Consider the following 20143-nt stretch of genomic DNA (forward strand, 5'->3'; position numbering starts at 1 on the left):
GCATGAACTCACCTCAGCAATGTCGTCGGAGCCGGCTCCGCATCAAGGCTTTTTCCGTGATCAGCGCGTTTCTGTTCGGGCTCGTGGGGGTACCTGCTGCGCACGCAAATAAGGTGTTTGCCTCGCCGGAAGCGGCGATGGCAGCGTTCGGCGACGCAGTGCTCAACGACGACGAGGCGGCGATGAAGGGCCTGCTGGGCGCCAACTTTCATGACCTCATACCGCCCGTGGGTGCCGAAGTCCGATACCAGTTCCTGGCGGCCTGGGGCAAGGCCCATGCGATCCAGCCGGCAGACCACCGCGCGTACATTGCCGTAGGCAATAACGGCTGGACCTTGCCCATCCCTCTCGTGAAGTCGGCCAAAGGCTGGCAGTTCGATACGCGCGCCGGGGCAGAGGAAATGCGCGTGCGACGTGTCGGACGGAACGAACTGGCCGTCATCCAGACCATGCTGGCAATCCACGACGCACAGAATGAATACGCCCTGACCGCTCACAACGGCAGCGCCGTACTCGCCTATGCGGCCAAACTGTCGAGTTCCCCTGGAAAGCACGACGGACTGTACTGGCCAACACCCGCCGGCGAGCCAGAGAGCCCGCTCGGCCCCGGCTTCATGGGCGCCGGCACACGCAATGCCGGGAAGGATGGCTACTACGGATATCACTACAAGCTCCTCACATCGCAAGGCCCACACGCGCCAGGAGGTGCTTTTGACTATGTCGTCAACGGCAAGCTCTTCGGTGGTTTCGCCGTCATCGCCTGGCCCGTCCGTTACCGGGACACCGGGGTGATGAGCTTCATGGTGAGCCACGCTGGCCAGGTCTATGAGCGCGACCTGGGCGCCGACGGCGCCGCGAAAGTGGCGGCGATGAAAACGTTTGATCCCGGCCCCGGCTGGAGAAAGGTCTCGCCATGAAGCAACTGCTCGCCACCCTGATATTTGGCGTCATCCTGGCTTTGTCGGGTTGTACCTACTATGGCTATCCGGCCGGCACCGTGCCCGCGAGCTATGACCGTTCGTTTTTCGCGGCAGCAGATGCCATGCGCGATCAGGGCGTAGCGATCAACGTACAGGACCAGGCAAGCGGAACGGTCACGGGCCAGCGCGACGGCAGCACTGTGACCGCCAGCGTGCGGCCGCAGGCCGACGGCAGCGTACGGGTGCAGTTCAACGCCAGTGACTCGCGCGATCCCGGCTTGCTCGAACGTATCTCGCGCAGCTACGACCGTCGGATGGGACGCTAGGTAGCCAGTCATTGATCAGAATGGAGTCCGTGGTGCACGGACTCCAGAATTTTCGTCATGCACCATTTTCTTTTGAGGGGTATGCGCCATGAGTAAGCCCGATCCGTCAAAGTTGGGGAGTCTCTCGCCTTTTGAACTCAAGGATGAGCTAATCAAACTGGCCGGGAGCGTCTCGAACCGGTTAATGCTTAACGCCGGACGCGGCAATCCGAACTTCCTCGCAACCGTTCCACGTCACGGCTTCTGGTAGCTTGGGCTGTTTGCCATGACGGAATCCGAACGGTCATTTTCTTACCTCGCGGAAGGCGTCGGCGGGTTTCCCCGCAGAGCTGGCATCGAGGAACGCTTCGATCTCTTCACCCGTTATCACCGCGACACCCCAGGGGTCAAGTTCCTGGCGGGCGCCGTCTCTTTCGTGCGAGACCAGCTCGGCCTGGATGGCGGCGATTTCCTCTACGAGATGTGTGAAGGCATTCTGGCCTGCAACTATCCGGTGCCGGATCGCATGCTCAGGGTCAGCGAAAAAATCGTCAAGCAATACATTCGCAAGGAAATGATCGGCACGCATCCGTTCCTGGGCGATTTTGACTTGTACGCGGTCGAGGGCGGTACCGCCGCCATGACGTATCTGTTCAATTCGATGCGTGTCAACCACCTGCTCAAGTCCGGTGACACGATCGCATTGGGCATGCCCATCTTCACGCCATATATCGAGATTCCGGAGCTGAAGGAATATCACCTGACCGAACTGACGATCAACGCCGACCCCGCCGATGGCTGGCAATATCCCAGGAAGGAACTGGACAAGCTGCGCGATCCGAAGGTCAAGGCCTTCTTCCTGGTGAACCCGAGCAATCCACCCTCCGTCCGAATGAGCGACGAGAGCTTGAACTATCTCGCTTCTATCGTCAAAGAGCGTCCGGATCTGATAGTCCTGACCGATGACGTATATGGCACCTTTGCCGACAACTTTGTGTCGCTGTTTGCGATGTGCCCAAAGAACACCATCCTGGTGTATTCGTTCTCCAAGTACTTTGGCGCGACCGGCTGGCGACTGGGCGTGATCGCGACCCATAAGTCGAATCTTTTCGATGAAATGATTTCGAAGTTGCCAAACGCTGAACGGGACGACCTGAACCATCGCTACGCATCGATCACTACCGAACCGGAAAAGCTGCTGTTCATCGATCGTATCGTGGCGGACAGCCGCACCGTTGCGCTCAATCACACGTCGGGCCTTTCGACTCCGAAGCAGGTTCAGATGGTGCTGTTCTCTCTGTTTTCCCTGATGGACTCGGCAGACAGTTACAAGAACGCCATGAAGCGGCTGATCCGAAGCCGCAAGGCCGCCTTGTATCGCGGCATGGGTACTGCCCCTGAGCCTGTAGATTCAAACGTGGTCGACTATTACACGCTGCTCGATGTCGAGCAGCAAAGCAAGGAAGTCGGGCCGGATTTTGTCAAATGGCTGCTTGAGTCGATTCAGCCTCACGAGCTGCTGTTCCGCCTGGCCGAGGAGGCGGGCGTGGTACTGCTGCCTGGCAAGGGATTCGGTACACGTCACCCGTCGGGGCGGGTCTCGCTGGCCAACCTCAATGAAGAAGACTATGTGAAGATTGGTCGCTGCGTGCGCAACGAGTATCTCGAGCGCTACCGGAAGTCGGGAGGGAAGCTGCACAAGGACAATAAAAAGTAGGAATTGAAGGTACGTCGCATTCGCAAACCTTCCCCCGGTGGCAAGCCCACCGGGGACTTGAATTCTGCGAAGAACCCTTCCGCGCAGCCGAAAATGAGGGATCCGGCATGGCAGATCGCGCGCCTGCATAGATTCCGTGGTGCTCATATTCGTGTCCTGCGCTAACAGGAGGACCCATCGGTCTGGGCAGTACTCTCGAATCGTACATCGCTGGGTTAGATCCATCGGACTTGACGATACGGCGTACGGCACGCACTCGCGTCACCGATCCCGCGACCGGTCAGGTGTTCGAACGTCGGCTTCCGCCCAGCCATCTGACGCTGAGGACGGGCGAGCAATGCAAAGCGCATGACCGGTCAATGCGGATAGCCGACAGTTCCCCCGCTAGGGTGTTGTCTTCTTGGTGCCATCGTCTGTGAAATTGTAGAGGTGCGTGTTTTCCGGAGTTTCCCCGATCTTCGTCCCGCGAGGCCGGAACAAGATGTGGCGGCGGAAATTTTCGCTGTCCGACCTGGCGTTCCGGGTGGCAAGCTTGGCTGCCTCGGGGTATGTCATGGGGTCCTTTTCTTTCTCAATCTCAAGCAGCATGCTTCGCTCGTTCACCCGCACACTGTATTTGCCGAGGTTATAGAGGAGGTACATGGCGAAGAGATTGTCGAAGTCCCGGTAGGCACCTTCTTCTCTGCGGAAGTCCAGGGACAAGACCGACGGGAAACGATTGGGCAAGTCTTTGAAAGCCACCTTTTTGTCGGCGCGCGGATCGACGTAGGTGGAGCCGCCATACTTCTTGTACAGCACCACGTCCATGCCGTACCCGCGTTTGCCCCACTCCTCGATGAGTTTCATGGCCATCTCGGTCGGGATGTTGGCCGTGGCGGCCGCCACCACCCTCCGCCCGGACAGCACCTTGGCGCCGGTGACCTTCAGGTCTTTGTATCCGGCTCCGAACTTGAATGCAGCGCCAATGGTCTTGGCGCAGTTGAGGCGCAAGTAATCGTACTTGATTTGGCCGGCGTGATACTCAGTATTCCTGGCCCGTCTGTGATAATCATCATTGATGCGTCTGAAGTAAGCGGCCAGGGCCTGCTTATCGCTGGCCGGTACTCCGTTGACGCGCACGCCGATGACCGAGCGCTTGTAGACCTCACCGAAGTCGAGCCCAAATTCGGCCGTCTCCGCGACCGAGGAGACAGTCTTGAACAGATACTCTTTCTTCGGGATGCCAATCATCAGATTTGTAGTGTAGTAGCCCCTCTCATGCTCTCGAGTCCGGTCGGCGTAGAAGTTTGCAGAGTAGACCAGATCGTCGCCAGGCACATCGTCGCGGATCGCCAAGGCAATATGGCCTGCCGATCCACCCTTCGAGGTACCGAAGCTGATCAGCAGCTCCAGGTCGTAGGGATCGTCGCGCAGGAGGTTCGCGATCTCGTCGATGTTGGCGGGCTCGAATCCATCCTTGTTGCCAAAGGCGGCGGCTACTGCTCCTTCCGACAATAGAACGGCTATCAATATGATTCCAACCGCTAGCTTAATCCTCATTTCTCCTCTCACGTCCTCGGACGCAGCATGATGGCATCATGCGCCAGCCATTGCGGCTGATAGGTGGAAAGCCACTGGACCGGGGGAAGCACCGCGCGCCATCCGACCACCGGAGCGCTCGCCGCGACTTCGTTAGCGGCGCGTCGTGTTTCGGGCATGGCATCCTCCCTTCAGAGAGAACCAGGGCGACGGGGCACTCACGCAGCCGGAACCGGGCTGCAAACGGAGGGGCGGCGCGTTTTTCTTTCTTACGAATTAGTGTAGGCAGGCGAGTACATAGGTGAAGCGGAACGTTGCCTCCAGAGAAGGTTGGTGCTAACGACGCCTCGTGCGAATCCGGTGCGGGCCAACAACTTGCACCAACTGGCCCCAGATCGCATTCGTATAGTCTTCACGAGGCAGGTCGTCAGGAAGTTTGGTTTCGCATTGAGTGCTTATTGCGGCATATATCTCGGGATGGCCTCGCATGCGCGGGTCTGGCGATCAAATAAGAGGTCCCCCAAAAAGAACCAAAGACCATGGAACCCTCAAACCAAGAAAGTATGCTTGGCAGCACGTTACGCCTTGCAAGGCTGGCTAATCGGAGGCCCCGCCTGTGGCTCGGGGTTTTCGCGCTGCTCGCTGGCTGCACGTCTATCGGCCCCACAACCATCGTTGCGGACCGTTTCGACTACAGCGCGGCGATTGCGGACTCCTGGAAGCAGCAAACGCTGCTGAACATCGTCAAGCTTCGCTACATGGATCTGCCGGTCTTTGTAGACGTGGCGTCGGTTGTCAGTGGTTACTCGTTGCAGACTGGTGTGTCTATGAACGGCACCGTCTCCGCTGCCAACACGGTGCAAGGCAATTTTCTCGCCGCAGGGGTGCAAGGCGTATATACGGACCGGCCCACCATTACCTACACGCCAGCGACCGGGCAACGGTTTGTGCAAGGGCTGATGGCACCGATCGATCCCAAGAACATCTTCTTCATGCTCCAGAGCGGCTATGCCGCAGATTTCCTGCTGAGCATGACCGTGGAGTCGCTCAATGGCGTGCGCAATCGCTCGACGGCTGCAGGGGCGATGCGCGAGGCGGATCCGGCGTTTCTGCGAGCCATCGCATTGCTGCGCGACGTGCAGGCCGCCGGCGCGTTCGGGATGCGCGTTGAGGATGAAAAAAGCAAAGGTTCAACCGCCGTAGTGCTCTTCCGGCGTGAAGGCGTGCCTGCCGAGATCGGGGAAAAGATGACCGAGATCCGCCGCTTGCTCAAGATGTCACTGACAAGGGAAGAGTTCCTCCTCAGGTATTCCCCCGCCCGCGGCGCAGACGACGAACTAGCTGTGAATAGCCGCTCGATGCTGCAAATCATGGGCGCCTTTGCCAGCTATCTGGAAGTTCCGGAGGAACACATCAGAGACCACAGTGCGCTGCCTGCGGTTGCGTCGACCACGGCAGAGATGCAACAAGGCGCCCTCAGGATTCACAGTGGCAAGGAAAGGCCGGCGGAGCCGTATGCCGCTGTACGGTACCGTAACCACTGGTTCTGGGTTGATCAAGGCGACCTGACAACAAAACGCGCCCTCGCGGCCATCATGTTGTTCTTCACGTTGGCTGATACCGGCGGTAAGGAGTCGCAGCCGTTGATCACCATCCCAGCCCAGTAGCGGGGCCAGGCAAAGGGGTGCAAATGAAGTAAAGGATACCGGCCGTACGTTGGGAAGGCTTCCTCCAGCACTTCGACCGCGTGGCATCTGTCCAGCGTGATCGCTAGCCGAAAGACTAAGGTGGCACAAAACTCGGCCATTTGCATGGCGGGAAGCAGGTTGCGAATTCAACCGGTCGATGCAACACACTAAAGGCTTTGCGAGCCTGAGGGGTGCTGCAAATGAAACAAAGACGGCGGATCTACTACACCGAGACTCAAAAGTCACTGATGTGGGAGCGGTGGCGCAAAGCTTCGCAGAACTAACTAATATGAAGTGTCCCGAGCCATGATTCTCTGCCGCTCGCCCTCTTTCGCTTACATCGCCGTCTGCCATGCAAGACAACTCTGCCGCGACAGCATTTGAGCCGTTCAACGTGACCTTGCGCGATGGACGGGAGGTCCTGGTGCGAGAGATCGGTGAACAGGACAAGACAGGTCTTCTGGCCGCATTTAGCCGGCTTTCCGCCGATGCGCGTTACACCCGCTTCATGGCGGCCATGAAACAACTCCCCGAAGCGATGCTGGAGCAGGCCACGCATCCATCGCCGGAGCGCGAGTTCGCACTGGTGGCGCTAGCCATGGGACCCGACGCACCGTCCATTGTGGGCGGCGCGCGGTATGCTGCCGCGCCGGGCAGCGACGCCTGCGAATTCGCCGTGACGGTCAGCGACGACTGGCATGGGCTCGGCCTCGCCAGCCGCCTGCTGCGCGTGCTGATCGACGTGGCCCGGTGCCGCGGATATCGATGCATCGAAGGCTATGTGCTGTCGTCGAATACTTCCATGCGGCGACTGGCGAGGCGGTTGGGATTTGCCGATGTACCGTGTCCCGACGACGCCACGCTGCGCGTTGTCACCCTCAAGCTGTAACGCCGTCGAGCGGTAGTTGGCGGACGCGCCTCCGTGGAGCCCGCTACCCGCCATGCTAACTGTCCGTATCGGCTGTTTTAAAAAAACAGCGCTGTGACTTACAGCTATTCTCGGAATTACGCCTGCTCTGCACCATCACGAGGACGCAAACCGGGGTATAGCAGCCGGTGGCGGCACTCACGCCATGATGTTGACGCCGCCATCCACGTACAGCGTTTCGCCTGACAGCCGCCGGGCGTAAGGCGTGGCCAGGAAGGCGCAGGTATACCCCACGTCCATGATGTCGACCAGTTCGCCAAGCGGGGCACGCTGCACTGCGTCTGCGAGCATCAGGTCGAACCCTTTCAGTCCCGACGCGGCCCGGGTCTGGAGCGGGCCCGGCGATATTGCATGCACGCGGATGCCCTGCGGGCCAAGCTCATACGCCAGGTAGCGCGACACCGCCTCCAGCGCGGCTTTCACCGGACCCATGACGTTATAGTTCGGCACCACTTTGTTGGCGCCGTGGTAGCTCATGGTGAACATCGTGCCACCATCGCGCATTAGTGGCGCCGCGAGGCGGGCCATGCGCACGAAGGAATGGCAGGACACATCCATGGCCTTGGCAAAGCCTTCCGCAGAACAGTTGAGCAGGCCGCCCTGCAAGTCGTCTTTCGGAGCCCAGGCTACCGAATGCACCAGGATATCGAGCTTTCCCCACTGGTCCCGGATCTGCGCGAACAACGCATCCATTTCCGCCTGGCTGGAGACATCCAGGGGAAGAAAGATGGGAGCGGCAAGCTCCTGCGCCACCGGTTCGACATACTGCCGGGCTTTTTCGTTGGCATAGGTGATGGCAACCTCCGCCCCCAGCTCGTGGAAGGCCTTGGCGCAGCCGTAGGCAATGGAATGCTCATTGGCAATCCCGCAGACAAGCGCCCTGGTATTGGCGAGAATCGACTGTTGTTTCCCGGGTGTCATGTCACTTTCCCTTAAGGTTCGTTGCTGCCGTGGCGCCGCCAATGACCATGTCTATCGCTGCTCTGCCGCGGTGGCCGTCATGGCGTGCGCGCCGCGAGGGTCTCCCTGGTATGCCTGGCAATCATCAACTCCTCGTCGGTCGGGATGACCCAGACGGGGACCCTCCCCGACGCCGCGCTGATCCGCGGGCCGTCGCTGGCGTTTGCTGCAGGATCGACGCTCACCCCCAGCCATGCCGCCTGTCGGCACACGCGTTCGCGGATCTGCGCCGCATGCTCGCCAATGCCGGCGGTGAACACCATCGCATCCAGCCCTTGCGCAGCGGCGGCCAGCGAGCCAAGCTCCCGCGCGACGCGGTACGTGTACAACTCGACGGCAAAGCGGGCGCGCGCATCGTCGCTGGCGAGCAGCGCGCGCATATCGCTCGAAAGACCGGAAACGCCGAGCAGGCCGGACTTTCGGTAGATGAGATCCTCAATAGCCGGGGCATCCATGCCGAGCTCGCTGATCAGGTACAGGATCACGCCCGGATCGAGGCTGCCGCAGCGCGTTCCCATCGGCAGCCCATCCACCGCGGTGAAGCCCATGGTGCTGGCCACACTGCGCCTCTCTACCAGGGCACACATGCTGCTGCCGTTGCCGAGGTGGGCCACGACGGTGCGGCCCGCAGCCGCAGCTGCGTCGACGCCCGGCAGGACGCTCGCAATGTACTCGTAGGACAGTCCATGGAACCCATAGCGCCTGACGCCACGCCCGGTCACCTCCGCGGGCAACGCGAATGCCTGTGCCACCTCCGGCTGCGCCCGGTGGAAGGCCGTGTCGAAGCAGGCCACCTGCGGCAGATCGGGGCGCCGCTCGGCGAGGATGCGGATCGGCTTGAGATTGTGCGGCTGGTGCAAGGGAGCGAGCGGGCAGAGCGTGTCCAGCTCCGCCAGCAGCGCATCGGTCACCCTTGCCGGCTGAGTAAAGCGCACCCCGCCGTGCACCACCCTGTGCCCCACCGCGAACAACGTATGCCCTTCCCCGTGGCCGCGCAGGAAGTCCGCCAGGAAGGCAATGGCGCCCTCGTGCCCAAGCTCGGTCCCGGCACCCCACTGCCTGGCCTCGACCTCGGCACCCGCGGCGTCGGTCGCGCGGAACGCGGGCGAGGTGTAGAGTCCTTCGATGCTGCCGCGCAGCACGAGTCTCAGAGCATCTTCATGGGTATCGTAAGCGCAGTACTTGATGCTCGACGACCCTGCATTCAGGACCAGGATCAGCTCGGCCATGGCATCACCCCGCCACCAGGCCGGACTCCCGGCGCGCCTTTGCCACTAGCGCTGCCACCGCGCACGACGCCAGCCGTGTCGTCACGGAGTCGGCGCGGCTAGTGAGGATGATGGGCACCCGCGCGCCCAGCACGATGCCCGCAGCATCGGCGCCAGCCAGGAAGGTCAGGCTCTTGGCGAGCATGTTGCCGGCGTCCAGGTCCGGCACCAGCAATACATTGGCACGCCCGGCAACCGGCGAATCAATTTTCTTGATCCGTGCCGCATCCAGGTTGATGGCATTGTCCAGTGCGAGCGGGCCGTCGACCACCGCGCCGGTGATCTGGTGGCGATCTACCATCTTGCACAACGCGGCGGCGTCGATGGTGGACGGCAGCTTCGGGTTAACGGTCTCCATCGCCGACAGGATCGCCACCCGGACCTCCTTCACCTGCAAGGCGTGGGCCAGATCGATCGCGTTCTGGAGGATGTCGGCCTTCTCGGCCAGCGTGGGGGCGATATTAACGGCGGCGTCGGTCACGATCAGCGCATCCTCGTGCCCCGGCACATCCATCACGAAGCAGTGGCTGATGCGCCGGGCCGTGCGCAAGCCGCTGTCGCCCTTGACGACGGCCCCCATCAGTTCGTCGGTGTGCAGGCTGCCTTTCATCAGGGCTTCGGCCTTGCCTTCGCGCACCAGATGCACGGCGGCGGCCGCCGCCGCGTGGCTATGCGCGGCCTCGACGATCGGATACTCGCTGATGTCGATGCCGCTGGTACGCGCGACATCCTCGATGCGGCTGCGTGGACCGACGAGGATCGGCGCAATCAGGCCCAGCCGTGCCGCCTCGACCGCGCCCTCCAGCGACGCCTGGTCGCATGGATGGGCCACCGCGGTAGGGGTGGGTGGCATGGCCCTGCAGTAATCAATCAGCCGCTGGTACTTCTCATGCTTGGCGTTCACGGCTTGCTCCTCCATCATGGTCATCCGTCCCACTGCACTGCCGTAGGGGCGCCCCGGCACATCGCGCTAGGATGCCCGGGTGAGCGGCACGGCAGCGCCGCGGACACGTTCCGGCCCGGATCCCAGCACCGCGCGGATCCGCTCCAGCATCGCCGCCTGCTCCGCGGTCGGATTGGCGCCAAGCAGGCGCTCGTCGGTACGCAGCTTTTCGGCCAGTGCATGCAGCCGCTGGCGGTCTGCCTGATGCCTGAGCAAGGCCGGCAGCGTCTCGAGCGCCTGCTCGGGTGCGTACCGCGTGATGAGTTCCTGCTGGCCGCGGATCTTGCGCCAGGCGTGCGGCGCCAGTTCCGGCAGCAAGTCCGCGTAGTCCGTGACGAGTTCCTTGCGCAGCTCCAGCCTGGACAGCGGCAATGGCTCGCCCTTGCGGTTCAGCAGGCAGGCCAGCCGGGCAAGAGCTTCGGCGTATCCGCCCTGCCCCACCGAGGCGAGCGCGGCCTTGACTTCCGGCAGATCCCGCGGCGTAGTGGTCACCGGTGTGCTCACGCGGACGGAGGGCTCGCCCTTCGACAGAAACGGGAACAGATTGGCGTACACGTTGAAAAAGGTGTACTCAGTCATCGCATCGCGCACGGCACGGTAAGCGTCCAGTCCGGCGCTGAACATTTCCGCGCCCGTCTGTTCCTGCTGCCGCAGCGGATGGTCCGGAGCCAGTGCCTGCCGGCTCGTTCTGACCGCGTCGGCGGCGGGCTTCAGCCACGCCATCCACGGATTCAAGTCCGAGAACATCCAGTTCTGCAAGCGCAGCGGATGGAATTCACGCAAGACCCGCGCCGTCATCTCGTTCGACATCGCCTGGACGAACGGCTGCGCAAACAGTTCGTAGGCACGCTGGTTGAAGTCCGACAGCGTGGCCACAGCCTCGAACGGCTTCTCGTCGACCCGCTCGAAGCGGTTGAGCCTGCTGGCGATCTCCTCGAGCGAGTGTTCTTCGAACTCGACCTCGTATTCCACGCCACCGTCGCTCTTGTGCTCATGAAGCATCATGCCGTAGAGCCCGGGCGGCAACAGTTCAATGCTCTTTAGCACGGATACGATCTGTGCATGTTCCTTCTGCGCGACCTTGCCGGAGACAAAGATGCCGAGATGGCCGACGCTCCGGTGCATCAGGCCGACGATCACCTGGCCACGGGCCTTTATCTCCTCGGTACTGCCATAGACATCGACCACCCAGTTGAAGGCTTGCTGCGGCGGGGTGATATTGTCGCCCATCGAGGCAAACAGCACGATCGGCGACCGGATTTCGCGCAGGTCGAACGCCTTGCCGCCGGCCCCCTTGACGTCACCGCTCCAGAGCTTGTTGCCGACGAACAGGTTTTGCGTGATCCACTCGATCTCTTCGCGGTTCATCAGGTAGTAGCCGCCCCACCAACGCTCGAACTCCAGGAAGCGCGGCGGCTCGGTATCGGCCTTCTTGTACAGGTTGTAATACTTGTCCCAGAGGCTGTTGGCCGGATTCAGGTTCTCGAAATTCTGGACCAGCCAGGCGCCGTCGAACTTGCCGTTGCCGAGGTCCGCCGTGAACGAGGCCAGCCACGTCCCACCCAGGAGCCCTCCGGAATAGCGCATCGGGTTGTCGCCTTCGCCCTCGCTCCAGGCGCCGCTCCAGTACGACATAGGCGCCCCGTTGATGACGATCGGCCCGCTGTCGTCCGGGTCCGATGCGCCGAGCATCATGGCGGCCCAGCCGCCCTGGCAATTGCCGATGATCGCAGGCTTGGCGCTGTGCGGATGCAGCGCGCGCACCTTTTTGATGAACTGCTGCTCGGCCTCGCACACGTCGAGTAGGGTCTGTCCCGGCTCGGGATCGCGGAAGAAGATGACGAAATAGACGGGGTGGCCGGCCCGCATCGCCACGCCCACCTGCGAGTCGTCCTTGAAGCCGCCGATGCCGGGACCGTGGCCGGCGCGCGGATCGATGATGACATAGGGACGGCGGCTGTCATCGATCGTCACGCCATCGGGCGGCTTGATCTTCAGCAGCGCATAGTTGACAGGTCGCGCGAACTGGCGGCCATCCAACTCCGTCTCGTAGTCGAAATGCAGGACCGGCTTGAGGCCCTGCATCGCGTTTTCAACAAAGTTGTTGCCCCGCTGCCTGAGCGTGTCCCAGAACAGGAGGGCACGCTGCATGCTGTCGACGGCATAGGCATAGCCGCTCATCGCGTCCATGCCGGCCAACGAGGTCGCCGGCCCCGTGGCCGCGCCGCCGATGGTCTCCTGTACACGATGACTGTAGCTCTCTTGCGCATTCCTCAGGCGCTTTTGCAGGACCATGCCAGTCTTGATGCCCACTTCGCGCGCGTGCGCCAGTTGCTTTGCTGCATCCATGCCTTCCTCCGACTCAGAATCCCGCACAAGCTGACCAGGAAAGCCGCAGCCGAATCACTACGGCGGCACTTCATTGACCAGGCGCAGGAAAACAGCCCCATGCACCGAGGGGCTTGGCCCTTTCCCGCGCCGCTATTTGCCAGAGGCTACGGCAATGCCCCGGAGAATGTATAGGCGTCCGATTCTTGCCTGGCCGGCTCGCCTAGATGCCTGAGTCAGGCGACTGACCGACAGCCGTCCCGCGATGTGCGTCGCATCCCTGCTCTGACCAACTCTAGCGGAAGCCGCCCGCAGCAGATAAGAAATTTTTCCAATCGCGCAATAAGAAATACTTTCAACCGACACTGGTGATGCACAGTCCCACAAGTTGCGGCAACCGAACACGCGTTTGCGTCAGAGGAACTGGCGGCAGGCCCACGCCGGATGGCAAAGCAGCCTACCGGCATGTGCATGCCAGCATTTGCCATGCCCTACAGCATGCGCGCAGCGTCATCGAGCAATTGCATGGGCGACAACATCCCTGCCCGGGCCACGCAAACCAGTGCAAAGGTGCGAACCAGCGGCGGATCCCCCGGGATACGTGCGGTCATCAGCTCCAGATCCTCGCCAAGCGCAGCACTGTCCGGTGCCAGCACGACATTCACGCGGCTCAGGCGAACCTGCTCCCGTTTCACCGAGAAGCTGGCATCCGCATGCGAGAGCACGTCCACCAAAGCCTGCAGTTGGCGCTCCGGCATGCCTGCCCGGCCGCTCGCCGCACCGGCGAGCGCCGTTCCGTTCTGTGCCACCTGCTCGCGCAGCCGCGCGGCCTCGCCGGCGTCTGCGTCGTCGCCGTCACCGAGAACGTGGCGCATGCCAACACCCTGCTTCTCAAGCAGATGCAGGCGTGTTGTCAGCAGCACCTGCTCGCGCTCGATGAGGTCGCGGCGGGACTTGCCGCTAGCGACATGGGCCAGCGCCTGCAGCGCGAGCTGGTCCAGCATGCGCCATGCGATTTCGTCACGCAGCGCCGCTTCGCTCGCTGCGCAGATCCTGACCCGATGGTCGCTGAAGCTGATCGTGGTCTGGGGCACCTCTGAGCGCATGACATCCCCTTCCAGCGCGACGCCCAGCGTGCGCCGTTCATGTTTCTCCATCCCCAGCACGGCATAGGCCTCGGGCGCCGACACCGAGCGACTGAAATAGTCGCGCAGATCTGACGACCGGCTGAAAGCCGGCATGACATCCTGTGCTGTGCCAAAGAATGCATGGATGTAGGGGTCGCCGTCCCACGCCGCCGCGCTCACCACGGATGGCGCCGGCAAGCCAGCAACAACATTGCGCAGGTACCGCTGTGCGACGGCCAGCGCCGGCGCAAGCTGCTTGCGGTAGCCGGGCACCAGCCGCACGTACGGACACAGCCTGGTCACGCGCTCCGCCAGTGCGGCAAGCTCTTGCCTGCCAGCCCCGTCCGGATGCGATCCGCGATGGCGCAGCCAGTTCACGATCTTCATTGCACAGCCCCTCCGGGGCGCGATTCCATCACCCCAGCGTATTTTTGCCGGTCAACTGCGGGCAAGCCTATTCACCATGTCCGCTTCCCGTCAGAGCAGAATGTCCGAGTTGAATCAATGACATCAGGTTTTCCCCCGCAATTCTGTTGCTATTGTTAAAGGTGAGCCCTGTGTGCGCCCCGATCTGTCGCTGAATGACACCAAGATCGCGAAGTTGAAAGCCTGACCTCCCGCAAGGCACTGGAACGCAAGAACAATGTAGAAGAATCATGACCAAGAAGAAAGAGAAGCGCCAGGACAAGAACTGGAGCGAGACAGCGCCGCTGCCGAGCGATGAAAGCCGCGGGAAGGAACCGGAACCGCAGGCGCGCGAGCGTATGGCGGAGAAGGCCTATCGGAAGGAACTCTTCCCCCTGCATGTCGAACTCGTCAAGCTGCAGCAATGGGTGCAGACGAGCGGCACCAAGGTCTGCGTGGTATTCGAAGGCCGCGACGGTGCCGGCAAGGGCGGTACTGTCAAGGCCATCAAGATATGGAAGCTTACCAACATGGACTTGCGCTCATACAGCCGCTGGTACGACTATTCACGCGCGCGCGACGCCATGTTTGCCGCCTCCGACAGCGACTATGCCCCGTGGCATGTGGTCAACTCCAATGACAAGGGCCGGGCGCGCCTGAACATCATCACGCACATGCTGGGACAGATCCCGTACAAGGCCATCGAACGCAAGCCGGTCAAGCTGCCTGCCAGGCAGAAGCGGGGAGAATATCGGGAGCCCAGCTATCCTTACCGGTATGTGGAAGAGCGATACTAGCCGGGCGATTACTTCGGCAGCTTGCGCGACTTCCAGTTGCCGTCTTTCTCCTTGCAGTACCACCCAGTCCAGGCTTCGGTTTCGCCAGCACGGCGGAATTCGCTGCGCAGCTGCCGGCATCGGTCGCCACGGTCCTGCCGGGACCGCAATGGCGTGAAAGACCCTTCTACCCGGCGCTGCCGCGCATCAGGCGGCAGCGTGAACGGCACGCGGACCCCATCGGCGCCCTGCTCCAGCGTCTTACGAAAGACATCCGTCAACACAGCAAGTTGATCCTGTGTGAGCGTGCCGACGACGGTACCCTGAAGGTAGTGGTCAAAGTAGGCAACGGCCGGCCCTGCCGACATGGGACCGGCAAGGCATGCGAATACGCATGCAAGCGCGTGCACAATCCTGTTTCGCCTGTTCATGTCGATACCTCCGCAATGGTGCTTCGAGCCGTCTGGAATAGCCGGCGCGCGGTGTACCCGGCCCGGACGACGTGGCATCAGGCTGGTTTGCCGAGATAGTCATCCACCGCGCTGCCAACGGTGGGATGGAAGCTGTTGTCGCCGATCGCTTCCATCAGCTCGAAACGCCTGAGCTTGTCGCGCACCGGATCCTTCATCTCGGCAAAATGCAGGGCGATGCCGCGCTCGCGCAGCATCCCGCTCAGTTCGCGCAGCATATCGGCTGAGGTGACATCGACACTGGTCACCGGCTCGGCCGCCACCACGACCCTGCGCACCGGCGTCGGCGATTCTTCGACCGCTTCCAGCAGGCGCTGCTGGAACAGCTCTGCATTGGCAAAGAACAGCGGCGCATCCCAGCGGAACAGCAGCAGTCCGTCAATGCGCCGCGCGTCCGGGTAGCGCTTGATGTCATGGTACCCGCGCAGGCCTTCGACGCGGCCGAGCACGGCATAGTGCGGGCGCCAGCCGTCCCACAGGAATTCGATGACCGCGATCACCACGGCTAGGAAGATCCCCGGGATAGCCCCGAACACGGCGACCCCGGCAAAGCACACCATGGAAAGCCAGAATTCCCACTGCTGGATGCGGTAGATGCGCTTCAGGTCGGCGATCTCGAACAGGCCGATAGCCGCCGCGATGACCACCGCCGCCAGTGCGCTGCTGGGCAGGTACCGCAGCAGGTTGGGCGCGAACATCAGCAGCGCCGCCACGGCCAGCGCGCCCACCACGCCGGTGAGCTGGCTCTTGGAGCCCGCGGCTTCGGCCACCGGCGTACGCGAGGCGCTGCTGCTGATCGGAAAGCCTTGGAAGAAGCCCGCGGCCAAGTTGGCGGCGCCCAGCCCGACCATTTCCTGGTTTGGGTCGACGCGTGTCTTGGTGCGTGCGGCATAGGTGCGCGACAGCACGCTGGTATCCGCGAACGCGATCAGCGCCACGGCACACGCGCCCAGCAGGATCTTCACCAGGTCAGTGCCGCTCACCCAGGGCACGACAAAGCCCGGCAGGCCTTGCGGGGTCGTGCCCAGCACCTTCACGCCGGCCTGGTCCAGCTGGAACACGCTGACGGCCAGCGTGGCGATGATCACGGCAATCAGGATGCCGGGAATCCGCTCGAAGCGCTTCAGGGCCAGGATCAGCACCAGGCTGCCTGCGCCGACCGCGAAGCTGTACCAGTTGGTCTTCCCGGCCAGGATCGCCTGGCCGAGGCTGAGCAACTCGCGCAACGGGCCGGCGTCTTCGACCGAGATGGCAAACAGCTTCGGCAGTTGGCTGACCAACACGGTAAACGCGATACCGTTCATATACCCATAGCGGATCGGCTTGGACAGCAGCTCGGTGATGAAGCCCAGGCGCAGCAACCCCATCACAATGCAGACCAGGCCCGAGACGACCGCCATCATGCTGGCCACCATGATGGCACGCGCCGGATCGCCGCCGGATACCTGCAGCACCACGGCCAGGATCGGCGCGGCCAGGGCCGAATCCGGCCCCAGCACCAGGATCCGGCTGGGGCCGAACACGGCATATACCAGCAGCGGGATCATGGTGGCGTAGAGCCCGTAGACGCCGGGCACGCCGGAGGCTTCCGCGTAGGCGATGCCGACCGGCACCAGCATGGTGGTCAGCACCAGGCCGGCGGCCAGATCGCGAGGCAGCCAGCCTGGCTGATATGACCTCAGCACCAGGATCCCGGGAAGCCAGTGCAGCCACCTGGGCACCTTGGTGACGTCTCGCTCCGCGGCAGGGGTCAGGTTCTGAGGCTGCATGAGTGATCATCTCGTCGTCATGTATCGACTATAGGAGGTGGCGCTTCCACTAAACAGCGAAGGGTCAAAGTAAAGAAAATGAATCGGATTGCCGTGAACTAGGGTGCCGCGGTGCCATCAGGCACCTCCGATGCTGCGATCGCCCCGAATCTCGTTGGCGTCGAAGAACAGTGACGCATCCAGATCCGGGCAGGTGCGCAGGATTTCGCCCCCCACAACGAACCTCTCGTTTTCCCCGATTGTCCCAAAATGCAAAGAGGTCGTCCCCGTTAGTCAAACCAACGGTCGCCTTCAAGCCCGGCGTCAACGAGGACGCCAACCTGGCCGGCACGGCGCCCCTGCGCGGCGTGATCGCTCTCGCCGGCGATGACCATGTGTCCAAGAGCAGCACCCTGGCGCACCAGAGCGACCATATTTCCTTGCCCAGCAGCGCGACGATGTCCTTGGGCGTCCCGGCCGGCGCCACCAGGCCATACCAAGCTCCGGCGTTCTATCTGATCGGCTGCGGCCTGGTCTCCCTGCTTGGGCTGGCCATGGTGCCGGAGACGCTCGGGCGGCGGCTGCAGTGATTCAGCAACGCGGCACGCCTTCCGGATTTGACATACGTGCGGGCATGACTAGCCTTACTCTTGTCCGCGCCGGGCGTGCCGGATCAGGCAGCTTGAGCACGCCAGCAGCATCGTCACTCAACGGAGAGCGTATGCGGATGTCCCGAAAATCCATGCTGGCGAGCCTGATGGCGCTGGGTTTTGCCGCTGCCGGCCTGGCACAGCCCGCGCCTGGCCAGGGTGCCGCCAATGCCATATCCGATGCCGTACAGGAGGGCTCCAGTCCCTATCGTCCTCCGTCCGCCGACGCTGCGAGTCCGGATGAGGCCATTCGCGCGAAGTGCGAGGCCCTGAAGGAGCAATACAACGCCACCTCGAAACAACGGACGTACCGGTCGTCCGGGCCGGCAACGCAGAACGCGCAGGGGCGCACCATTCCCAAGATCGAGCGCGACCAGACCCGCAAGTCATTGGAGGAAACCTACCGCGCCAATTGCACGCATTGAATGAAAGACGCAGGTCTGGCACCGGAACCTTCAGCGGCCCATGCAAAATGCTTTCCACTTCGATCAATCCTCATCCCATTATCGTGCGTCCCCGCCTGCTCGATACGATCGACCGGGTTTCCGAGATGTGCTTCGGCCTCTTCATGGCGCTGACCTTCGTCGGGGCGGTATCGGCAGTCACAGCCCCGCAAGATGCGGGCCGCACCATGCTGCATACTGCACTCGGCTGCAACCTTGCGTGGGGGCTTGTCGATGCCGTCATGTACCTCGTGCGAACCCTGACCGAACGGGGGCGCAGACTGTCACTGGCGCAGGCCGTGCGAAATGCAAAGGACCCGTCGGTCGCCGTCTCGAGCCTGCGCGACGCGCTCTCCCCGGCCTGGCAGGCATTAGTGGACGATGCAGAACTGGAATCAATCCGCAGCCGTCTCGCAAAGGCGCACGATTTGCCCGACAAGCCTGCGCTGGGGCCCCAGGATTTCCTGGCGGCAGCCGGTATCTTCCTGATCGTCGTGCTCGCCACCTTTCCTGTCGCCCTTCCCTTTGTCGTGTTCCGCGAGGTATCGACCGCGCTCCTCGTATCGCGCGCCCTGACCATTGTGCTGTTGTTCGCCGCCGGCGTTGCCCTCGGGCGCCATGCCGGCTTTCGCGGCTGGATCGCAGGCCTTGCCATGACGGTACTGGGTATCGCGCTGACCGTGGCCATCGTCCTCCTGGGCGGCTGAGCATGCGGGCCGCCCGGCGTGCAGCGCCCCGCCTCCTGCTGGCAGCATGCTTCGTCGCGTCGCAAGCGTGTGCAGCGGCTGAAAGCGAAGACCAGCCACCGCCGCCTGAAACGCCTGGCTGGCACGGAGCGGTCTCGGCCTATCTCAACCTGCCGCGTGGCGATGACGCCTACGTCACTGGAATCGCCACCGCCAATCGCGGCGCCTTTCACCTGGAAGCACGAACGAACTATGAAGGCATGGATGCATATTCATTGTTCATCGGGTACAACTTCGCCGCAGGCAATACCGTACGATTCGAAGTCACGCCGCTCCTGGGGGTGGTCACGGGCAGCACGCACAGTGTGGTGGGCGGCTTCGAGGCCACGGTGACAGGCCCGCGCGCGGACGCCTATGTTGAACTCGAGTATGTGCCGGATGCATCCCCATCGGGCTATATCTACGCGTGGAGCGAATTCGCGCTCCGGCCGGTCGACTGGTTCCGCGTGGGTCTCGTTGCGCAGCGCACGCGCGTATATGGCAACAGCCGTAACCTGCAGCGTGGTGCCTTTGCGCAAGCAAAAGGGAAATATCTCTCTGCCGCGGTGTACTGGTTCAACCCGTCGTCGCACGATCAGGTCATTGTGGTTGCCGTAGCGTTCAGTTACTGAGGCTTGTGCTTCCTTGCTACGGAAATGCACCCCACTCTATAAAGCTTGGGACCATTGTGGGCTGTTTGCGAAATGGCAGTGGCGTGAAATTATGGCGGCGTCTATGGGGGCCACGACGGCAATGTGTGCTAGCACACCACCGACGGTGGCTGGCAAAGGCATACTTCCAACGGCTGGGAGCCCGTGCAGACCAATAGCGATTTGAGCGGCGGCCGGCTGGCCAGCAGCGCCAGCCCCGTTCGGCGGGCGAGCAGCGCCTTGGCCACGGCGCGGCAATGGCACAAGGGCGCGGCTGCATCTGCACCGGTGGTGGCCTTCCGGGCTGGCTGATACGGCCACGGTTTTCGCGCGGTAGGAGGTCACTGTGAGAACAATACTCAACTGGCAGTGCACACTCTGCCTGCTTCCGGTCCTGCTTGCCCCTGGCTGCAGCAAGGAGAAGCCCGCCACCTCCGCGCCGCCAGCCGCTGAAGTCGGCGTGATCACCGTGGCGCTGCGCGACGTGCCCATCGTCTACGACTTTGTCGGCCAGACGCAAAGTTCGCAGCAGGTGGAGATCCGGGCCCGGGTCAATGGCTTCCTGGACCAGCGC

18 protein-coding genes and 3 pseudogenes are annotated in these 20143 nt (G+C 62.5%); 12 read left to right on the forward strand and 9 right to left on the reverse strand.

The window, feature by feature from the left end:
* The first annotated feature begins 2 nt into the window (after nucleotides 1–2).
* From DN412_RS24920 to DN412_RS44665, 4 genes and pseudogenes are all read left to right on the forward strand, one after another.
* A complete protein-coding gene (locus DN412_RS24920) occupies nucleotides 3–917 on the forward strand; it encodes a DUF2950 domain-containing protein (RefSeq protein ID WP_115214024.1) in 915 nt (304 codons plus the stop codon).
* The gene (locus tag DN412_RS24925) at nucleotides 914–1246 is read left to right on the forward strand and encodes a hypothetical protein (RefSeq protein WP_115214025.1); all 333 of its coding nucleotides are present in this window, start codon (nucleotides 914–916) and stop codon (nucleotides 1244–1246) included. Before DN412_RS24920 ends, DN412_RS24925 begins: the two co-directional genes overlap by 4 nt.
* A gap of 88 nt (nucleotides 1247–1334) precedes the next feature.
* A pseudogene (locus DN412_RS24930) lies at nucleotides 1335–2942 on the forward strand (bifunctional aspartate transaminase/aspartate 4-decarboxylase).
* A 187-nt stretch (nucleotides 2943–3129) separates the two neighbouring features.
* Nucleotides 3130–3216: pseudogene (locus DN412_RS44665) on the forward strand (integrase); the annotation flags it as partial.
* Between the two features lie 110 nt (nucleotides 3217–3326).
* Here the strand turns inward: DN412_RS44665 and DN412_RS24940 are convergent.
* Together DN412_RS24940 and DN412_RS43485 are read right to left on the reverse strand one after the other, a co-directional pair.
* Entirely contained in the window at nucleotides 3327–4481 is a 1155-nt protein-coding gene (locus DN412_RS24940; RefSeq protein WP_115214026.1) for a hypothetical protein, read from the reverse strand.
* 8 nt (nucleotides 4482–4489) lie between these two features.
* Nucleotides 4490–4639 carry a hypothetical protein gene (locus DN412_RS43485; RefSeq protein ID WP_161564041.1) on the reverse strand — a complete coding sequence of 50 codons (150 nt, stop codon included), beginning with the start codon at nucleotides 4637–4639 and terminating at the stop codon, nucleotides 4490–4492.
* Between the two features lie 360 nt (nucleotides 4640–4999).
* Between DN412_RS43485 and DN412_RS24945 the strand changes: the two genes are divergently transcribed.
* Both DN412_RS24945 and DN412_RS24950 read left to right on the forward strand, forming a co-directional pair.
* The gene (locus DN412_RS24945; protein WP_244222775.1) at nucleotides 5000–6127 is read left to right on the forward strand and encodes a hypothetical protein; all 1128 of its coding nucleotides are present in this window, start codon (nucleotides 5000–5002) and stop codon (nucleotides 6125–6127) included.
* Nucleotides 6128–6500: 373 nt separating this feature from the next.
* Nucleotides 6501–7037 carry a GNAT family N-acetyltransferase gene (locus tag DN412_RS24950; RefSeq protein ID WP_115214027.1) on the forward strand — a complete coding sequence of 179 codons (537 nt, stop codon included), beginning with the start codon at nucleotides 6501–6503 and terminating at the stop codon, nucleotides 7035–7037.
* A gap of 177 nt (nucleotides 7038–7214) precedes the next feature.
* On the opposite strand, the gene fabI is transcribed toward DN412_RS24950, so the two are convergent.
* From fabI to DN412_RS24975, 5 genes are all read right to left on the reverse strand, one after another.
* On the reverse strand, nucleotides 7215–7997 hold the full coding sequence (gene fabI, locus DN412_RS24955; RefSeq protein ID WP_115214028.1) for an enoyl-ACP reductase FabI: 783 nt from the start codon (nucleotides 7995–7997) through the stop codon (nucleotides 7215–7217).
* Between the two features lie 77 nt (nucleotides 7998–8074).
* A complete protein-coding gene (locus DN412_RS24960; RefSeq protein WP_115214029.1) occupies nucleotides 8075–9265 on the reverse strand; it encodes an acetate/propionate family kinase in 1191 nt (396 codons plus the stop codon).
* Nucleotides 9266–9269: 4 nt separating this feature from the next.
* Nucleotides 9270–10226: a phosphate acetyltransferase gene (locus tag DN412_RS24965; protein ID WP_425267447.1), complete on the reverse strand. Its 957-nt coding sequence runs from the start codon at nucleotides 10224–10226 to the stop codon at nucleotides 9270–9272.
* Between the two features lie 48 nt (nucleotides 10227–10274).
* Nucleotides 10275–12596 (reverse strand): DUF3141 domain-containing protein, encoded by a 2322-nt coding sequence (locus DN412_RS24970; RefSeq protein WP_115214030.1) that lies wholly within the window; start codon nucleotides 12594–12596, stop codon nucleotides 10275–10277.
* A gap of 470 nt (nucleotides 12597–13066) precedes the next feature.
* Complete coding sequence (locus tag DN412_RS24975) at nucleotides 13067–14089, reverse strand: hypothetical protein (protein WP_115214031.1); 1023 nt, start codon at nucleotides 14087–14089, stop codon at nucleotides 13067–13069.
* Nucleotides 14090–14358: 269 nt separating this feature from the next.
* Between DN412_RS24975 and DN412_RS24980 the strand changes: the two genes are divergently transcribed.
* Nucleotides 14359–14904, forward strand: a complete 546-nt coding sequence (locus DN412_RS24980; RefSeq protein ID WP_115214032.1) for a polyphosphate kinase 2 family protein — start codon at nucleotides 14359–14361, stop codon at nucleotides 14902–14904.
* An 8-nt stretch (nucleotides 14905–14912) separates the two neighbouring features.
* On the opposite strand, the gene DN412_RS24985 is transcribed toward DN412_RS24980, so the two are convergent.
* Both DN412_RS24985 and DN412_RS24990 read right to left on the reverse strand, forming a co-directional pair.
* A complete protein-coding gene (locus DN412_RS24985; RefSeq protein WP_115214033.1) occupies nucleotides 14913–15314 on the reverse strand; it encodes a hypothetical protein in 402 nt (133 codons plus the stop codon).
* A 77-nt stretch (nucleotides 15315–15391) separates the two neighbouring features.
* Nucleotides 15392–17122 (reverse strand): SulP family inorganic anion transporter, encoded by a 1731-nt coding sequence (locus DN412_RS24990; RefSeq protein ID WP_115214034.1) that lies wholly within the window; start codon nucleotides 17120–17122, stop codon nucleotides 15392–15394.
* A gap of 239 nt (nucleotides 17123–17361) precedes the next feature.
* On the opposite strand from DN412_RS24990, the gene DN412_RS24995 reads away from it, so the two are divergent.
* From DN412_RS24995 to DN412_RS25015, 5 genes and pseudogenes are all read left to right on the forward strand, one after another.
* Entirely contained in the window at nucleotides 17362–17691 is a 330-nt protein-coding gene (locus tag DN412_RS24995; protein ID WP_115214035.1) for a hypothetical protein, read from the forward strand.
* A gap of 131 nt (nucleotides 17692–17822) precedes the next feature.
* A complete protein-coding gene (locus DN412_RS25000; RefSeq protein ID WP_115214036.1) occupies nucleotides 17823–18176 on the forward strand; it encodes a hypothetical protein in 354 nt (117 codons plus the stop codon).
* Between the two features lie 47 nt (nucleotides 18177–18223).
* Nucleotides 18224–18901 (forward strand): VIT1/CCC1 transporter family protein, encoded by a 678-nt coding sequence (locus DN412_RS25005; RefSeq protein ID WP_115214037.1) that lies wholly within the window; start codon nucleotides 18224–18226, stop codon nucleotides 18899–18901.
* A gap of 2 nt (nucleotides 18902–18903) precedes the next feature.
* Nucleotides 18904–19551, forward strand: a complete 648-nt coding sequence (locus tag DN412_RS25010; RefSeq protein WP_208647655.1) for a hypothetical protein — start codon at nucleotides 18904–18906, stop codon at nucleotides 19549–19551.
* A 373-nt stretch (nucleotides 19552–19924) separates the two neighbouring features.
* Nucleotides 19925–20143 (forward strand): annotated as a pseudogene (locus DN412_RS25015) (efflux RND transporter periplasmic adaptor subunit); the annotation flags it as partial.

Origin of the sequence: Cupriavidus lacunae (assembly GCF_003353055.1) — a bacterium.
Taxonomy (GTDB): domain Bacteria; phylum Pseudomonadota; class Gammaproteobacteria; order Burkholderiales; family Burkholderiaceae; genus Cupriavidus; species Cupriavidus lacunae.

Excerpts from the sequence above, each read along its gene's own strand:
- fabI (WP_115214028.1), bottom strand. The coding sequence starts at position 7,997 with ATGACACCCGGGAAACAACAGTCGATTCTCGCCAATACCAGGGCGCTT.
- DN412_RS24940 (WP_115214026.1), bottom strand. The coding sequence starts at position 4,481 with ATGAGGATTAAGCTAGCGGTTGGAATCATATTGATAGCCGTTCTATTG.
- DN412_RS24950 (WP_115214027.1), top strand. The coding sequence starts at position 6,501 with ATGCAAGACAACTCTGCCGCGACAGCATTTGAGCCGTTCAACGTGACC.
- DN412_RS25000 (WP_115214036.1), top strand. The coding sequence starts at position 17,823 with ATGCGGATGTCCCGAAAATCCATGCTGGCGAGCCTGATGGCGCTGGGT.
- DN412_RS24925 (WP_115214025.1), top strand. The coding sequence starts at position 914 with ATGAAGCAACTGCTCGCCACCCTGATATTTGGCGTCATCCTGGCTTTG.
- DN412_RS24975 (WP_115214031.1), bottom strand. The coding sequence starts at position 14,089 with ATGAAGATCGTGAACTGGCTGCGCCATCGCGGATCGCATCCGGACGGG.
- DN412_RS24920 (WP_115214024.1), top strand. The coding sequence starts at position 3 with ATGAACTCACCTCAGCAATGTCGTCGGAGCCGGCTCCGCATCAAGGCT.
- DN412_RS24960 (WP_115214029.1), bottom strand. The coding sequence starts at position 9,265 with ATGGCCGAGCTGATCCTGGTCCTGAATGCAGGGTCGTCGAGCATCAAG.
- DN412_RS24945 (WP_244222775.1), top strand. The coding sequence starts at position 5,000 with ATGGAACCCTCAAACCAAGAAAGTATGCTTGGCAGCACGTTACGCCTT.
- DN412_RS25005 (WP_115214037.1), top strand. The coding sequence starts at position 18,224 with ATGCTTTCCACTTCGATCAATCCTCATCCCATTATCGTGCGTCCCCGC.
- DN412_RS24990 (WP_115214034.1), bottom strand. The coding sequence starts at position 17,122 with ATGCAGCCTCAGAACCTGACCCCTGCCGCGGAGCGAGACGTCACCAAG.
- DN412_RS43485 (WP_161564041.1), bottom strand. The coding sequence starts at position 4,639 with ATGCCCGAAACACGACGCGCCGCTAACGAAGTCGCGGCGAGCGCTCCG.
- DN412_RS24965 (WP_425267447.1), bottom strand. The coding sequence starts at position 10,226 with ATGATGGAGGAGCAAGCCGTGAACGCCAAGCATGAGAAGTACCAGCGG.
- DN412_RS25010 (WP_208647655.1), top strand. The coding sequence starts at position 18,904 with ATGCGGGCCGCCCGGCGTGCAGCGCCCCGCCTCCTGCTGGCAGCATGC.
- DN412_RS24985 (WP_115214033.1), bottom strand. The coding sequence starts at position 15,314 with ATGAACAGGCGAAACAGGATTGTGCACGCGCTTGCATGCGTATTCGCA.
- DN412_RS24980 (WP_115214032.1), top strand. The coding sequence starts at position 14,359 with ATGACCAAGAAGAAAGAGAAGCGCCAGGACAAGAACTGGAGCGAGACA.
- DN412_RS24970 (WP_115214030.1), bottom strand. The coding sequence starts at position 12,596 with ATGGATGCAGCAAAGCAACTGGCGCACGCGCGCGAAGTGGGCATCAAG.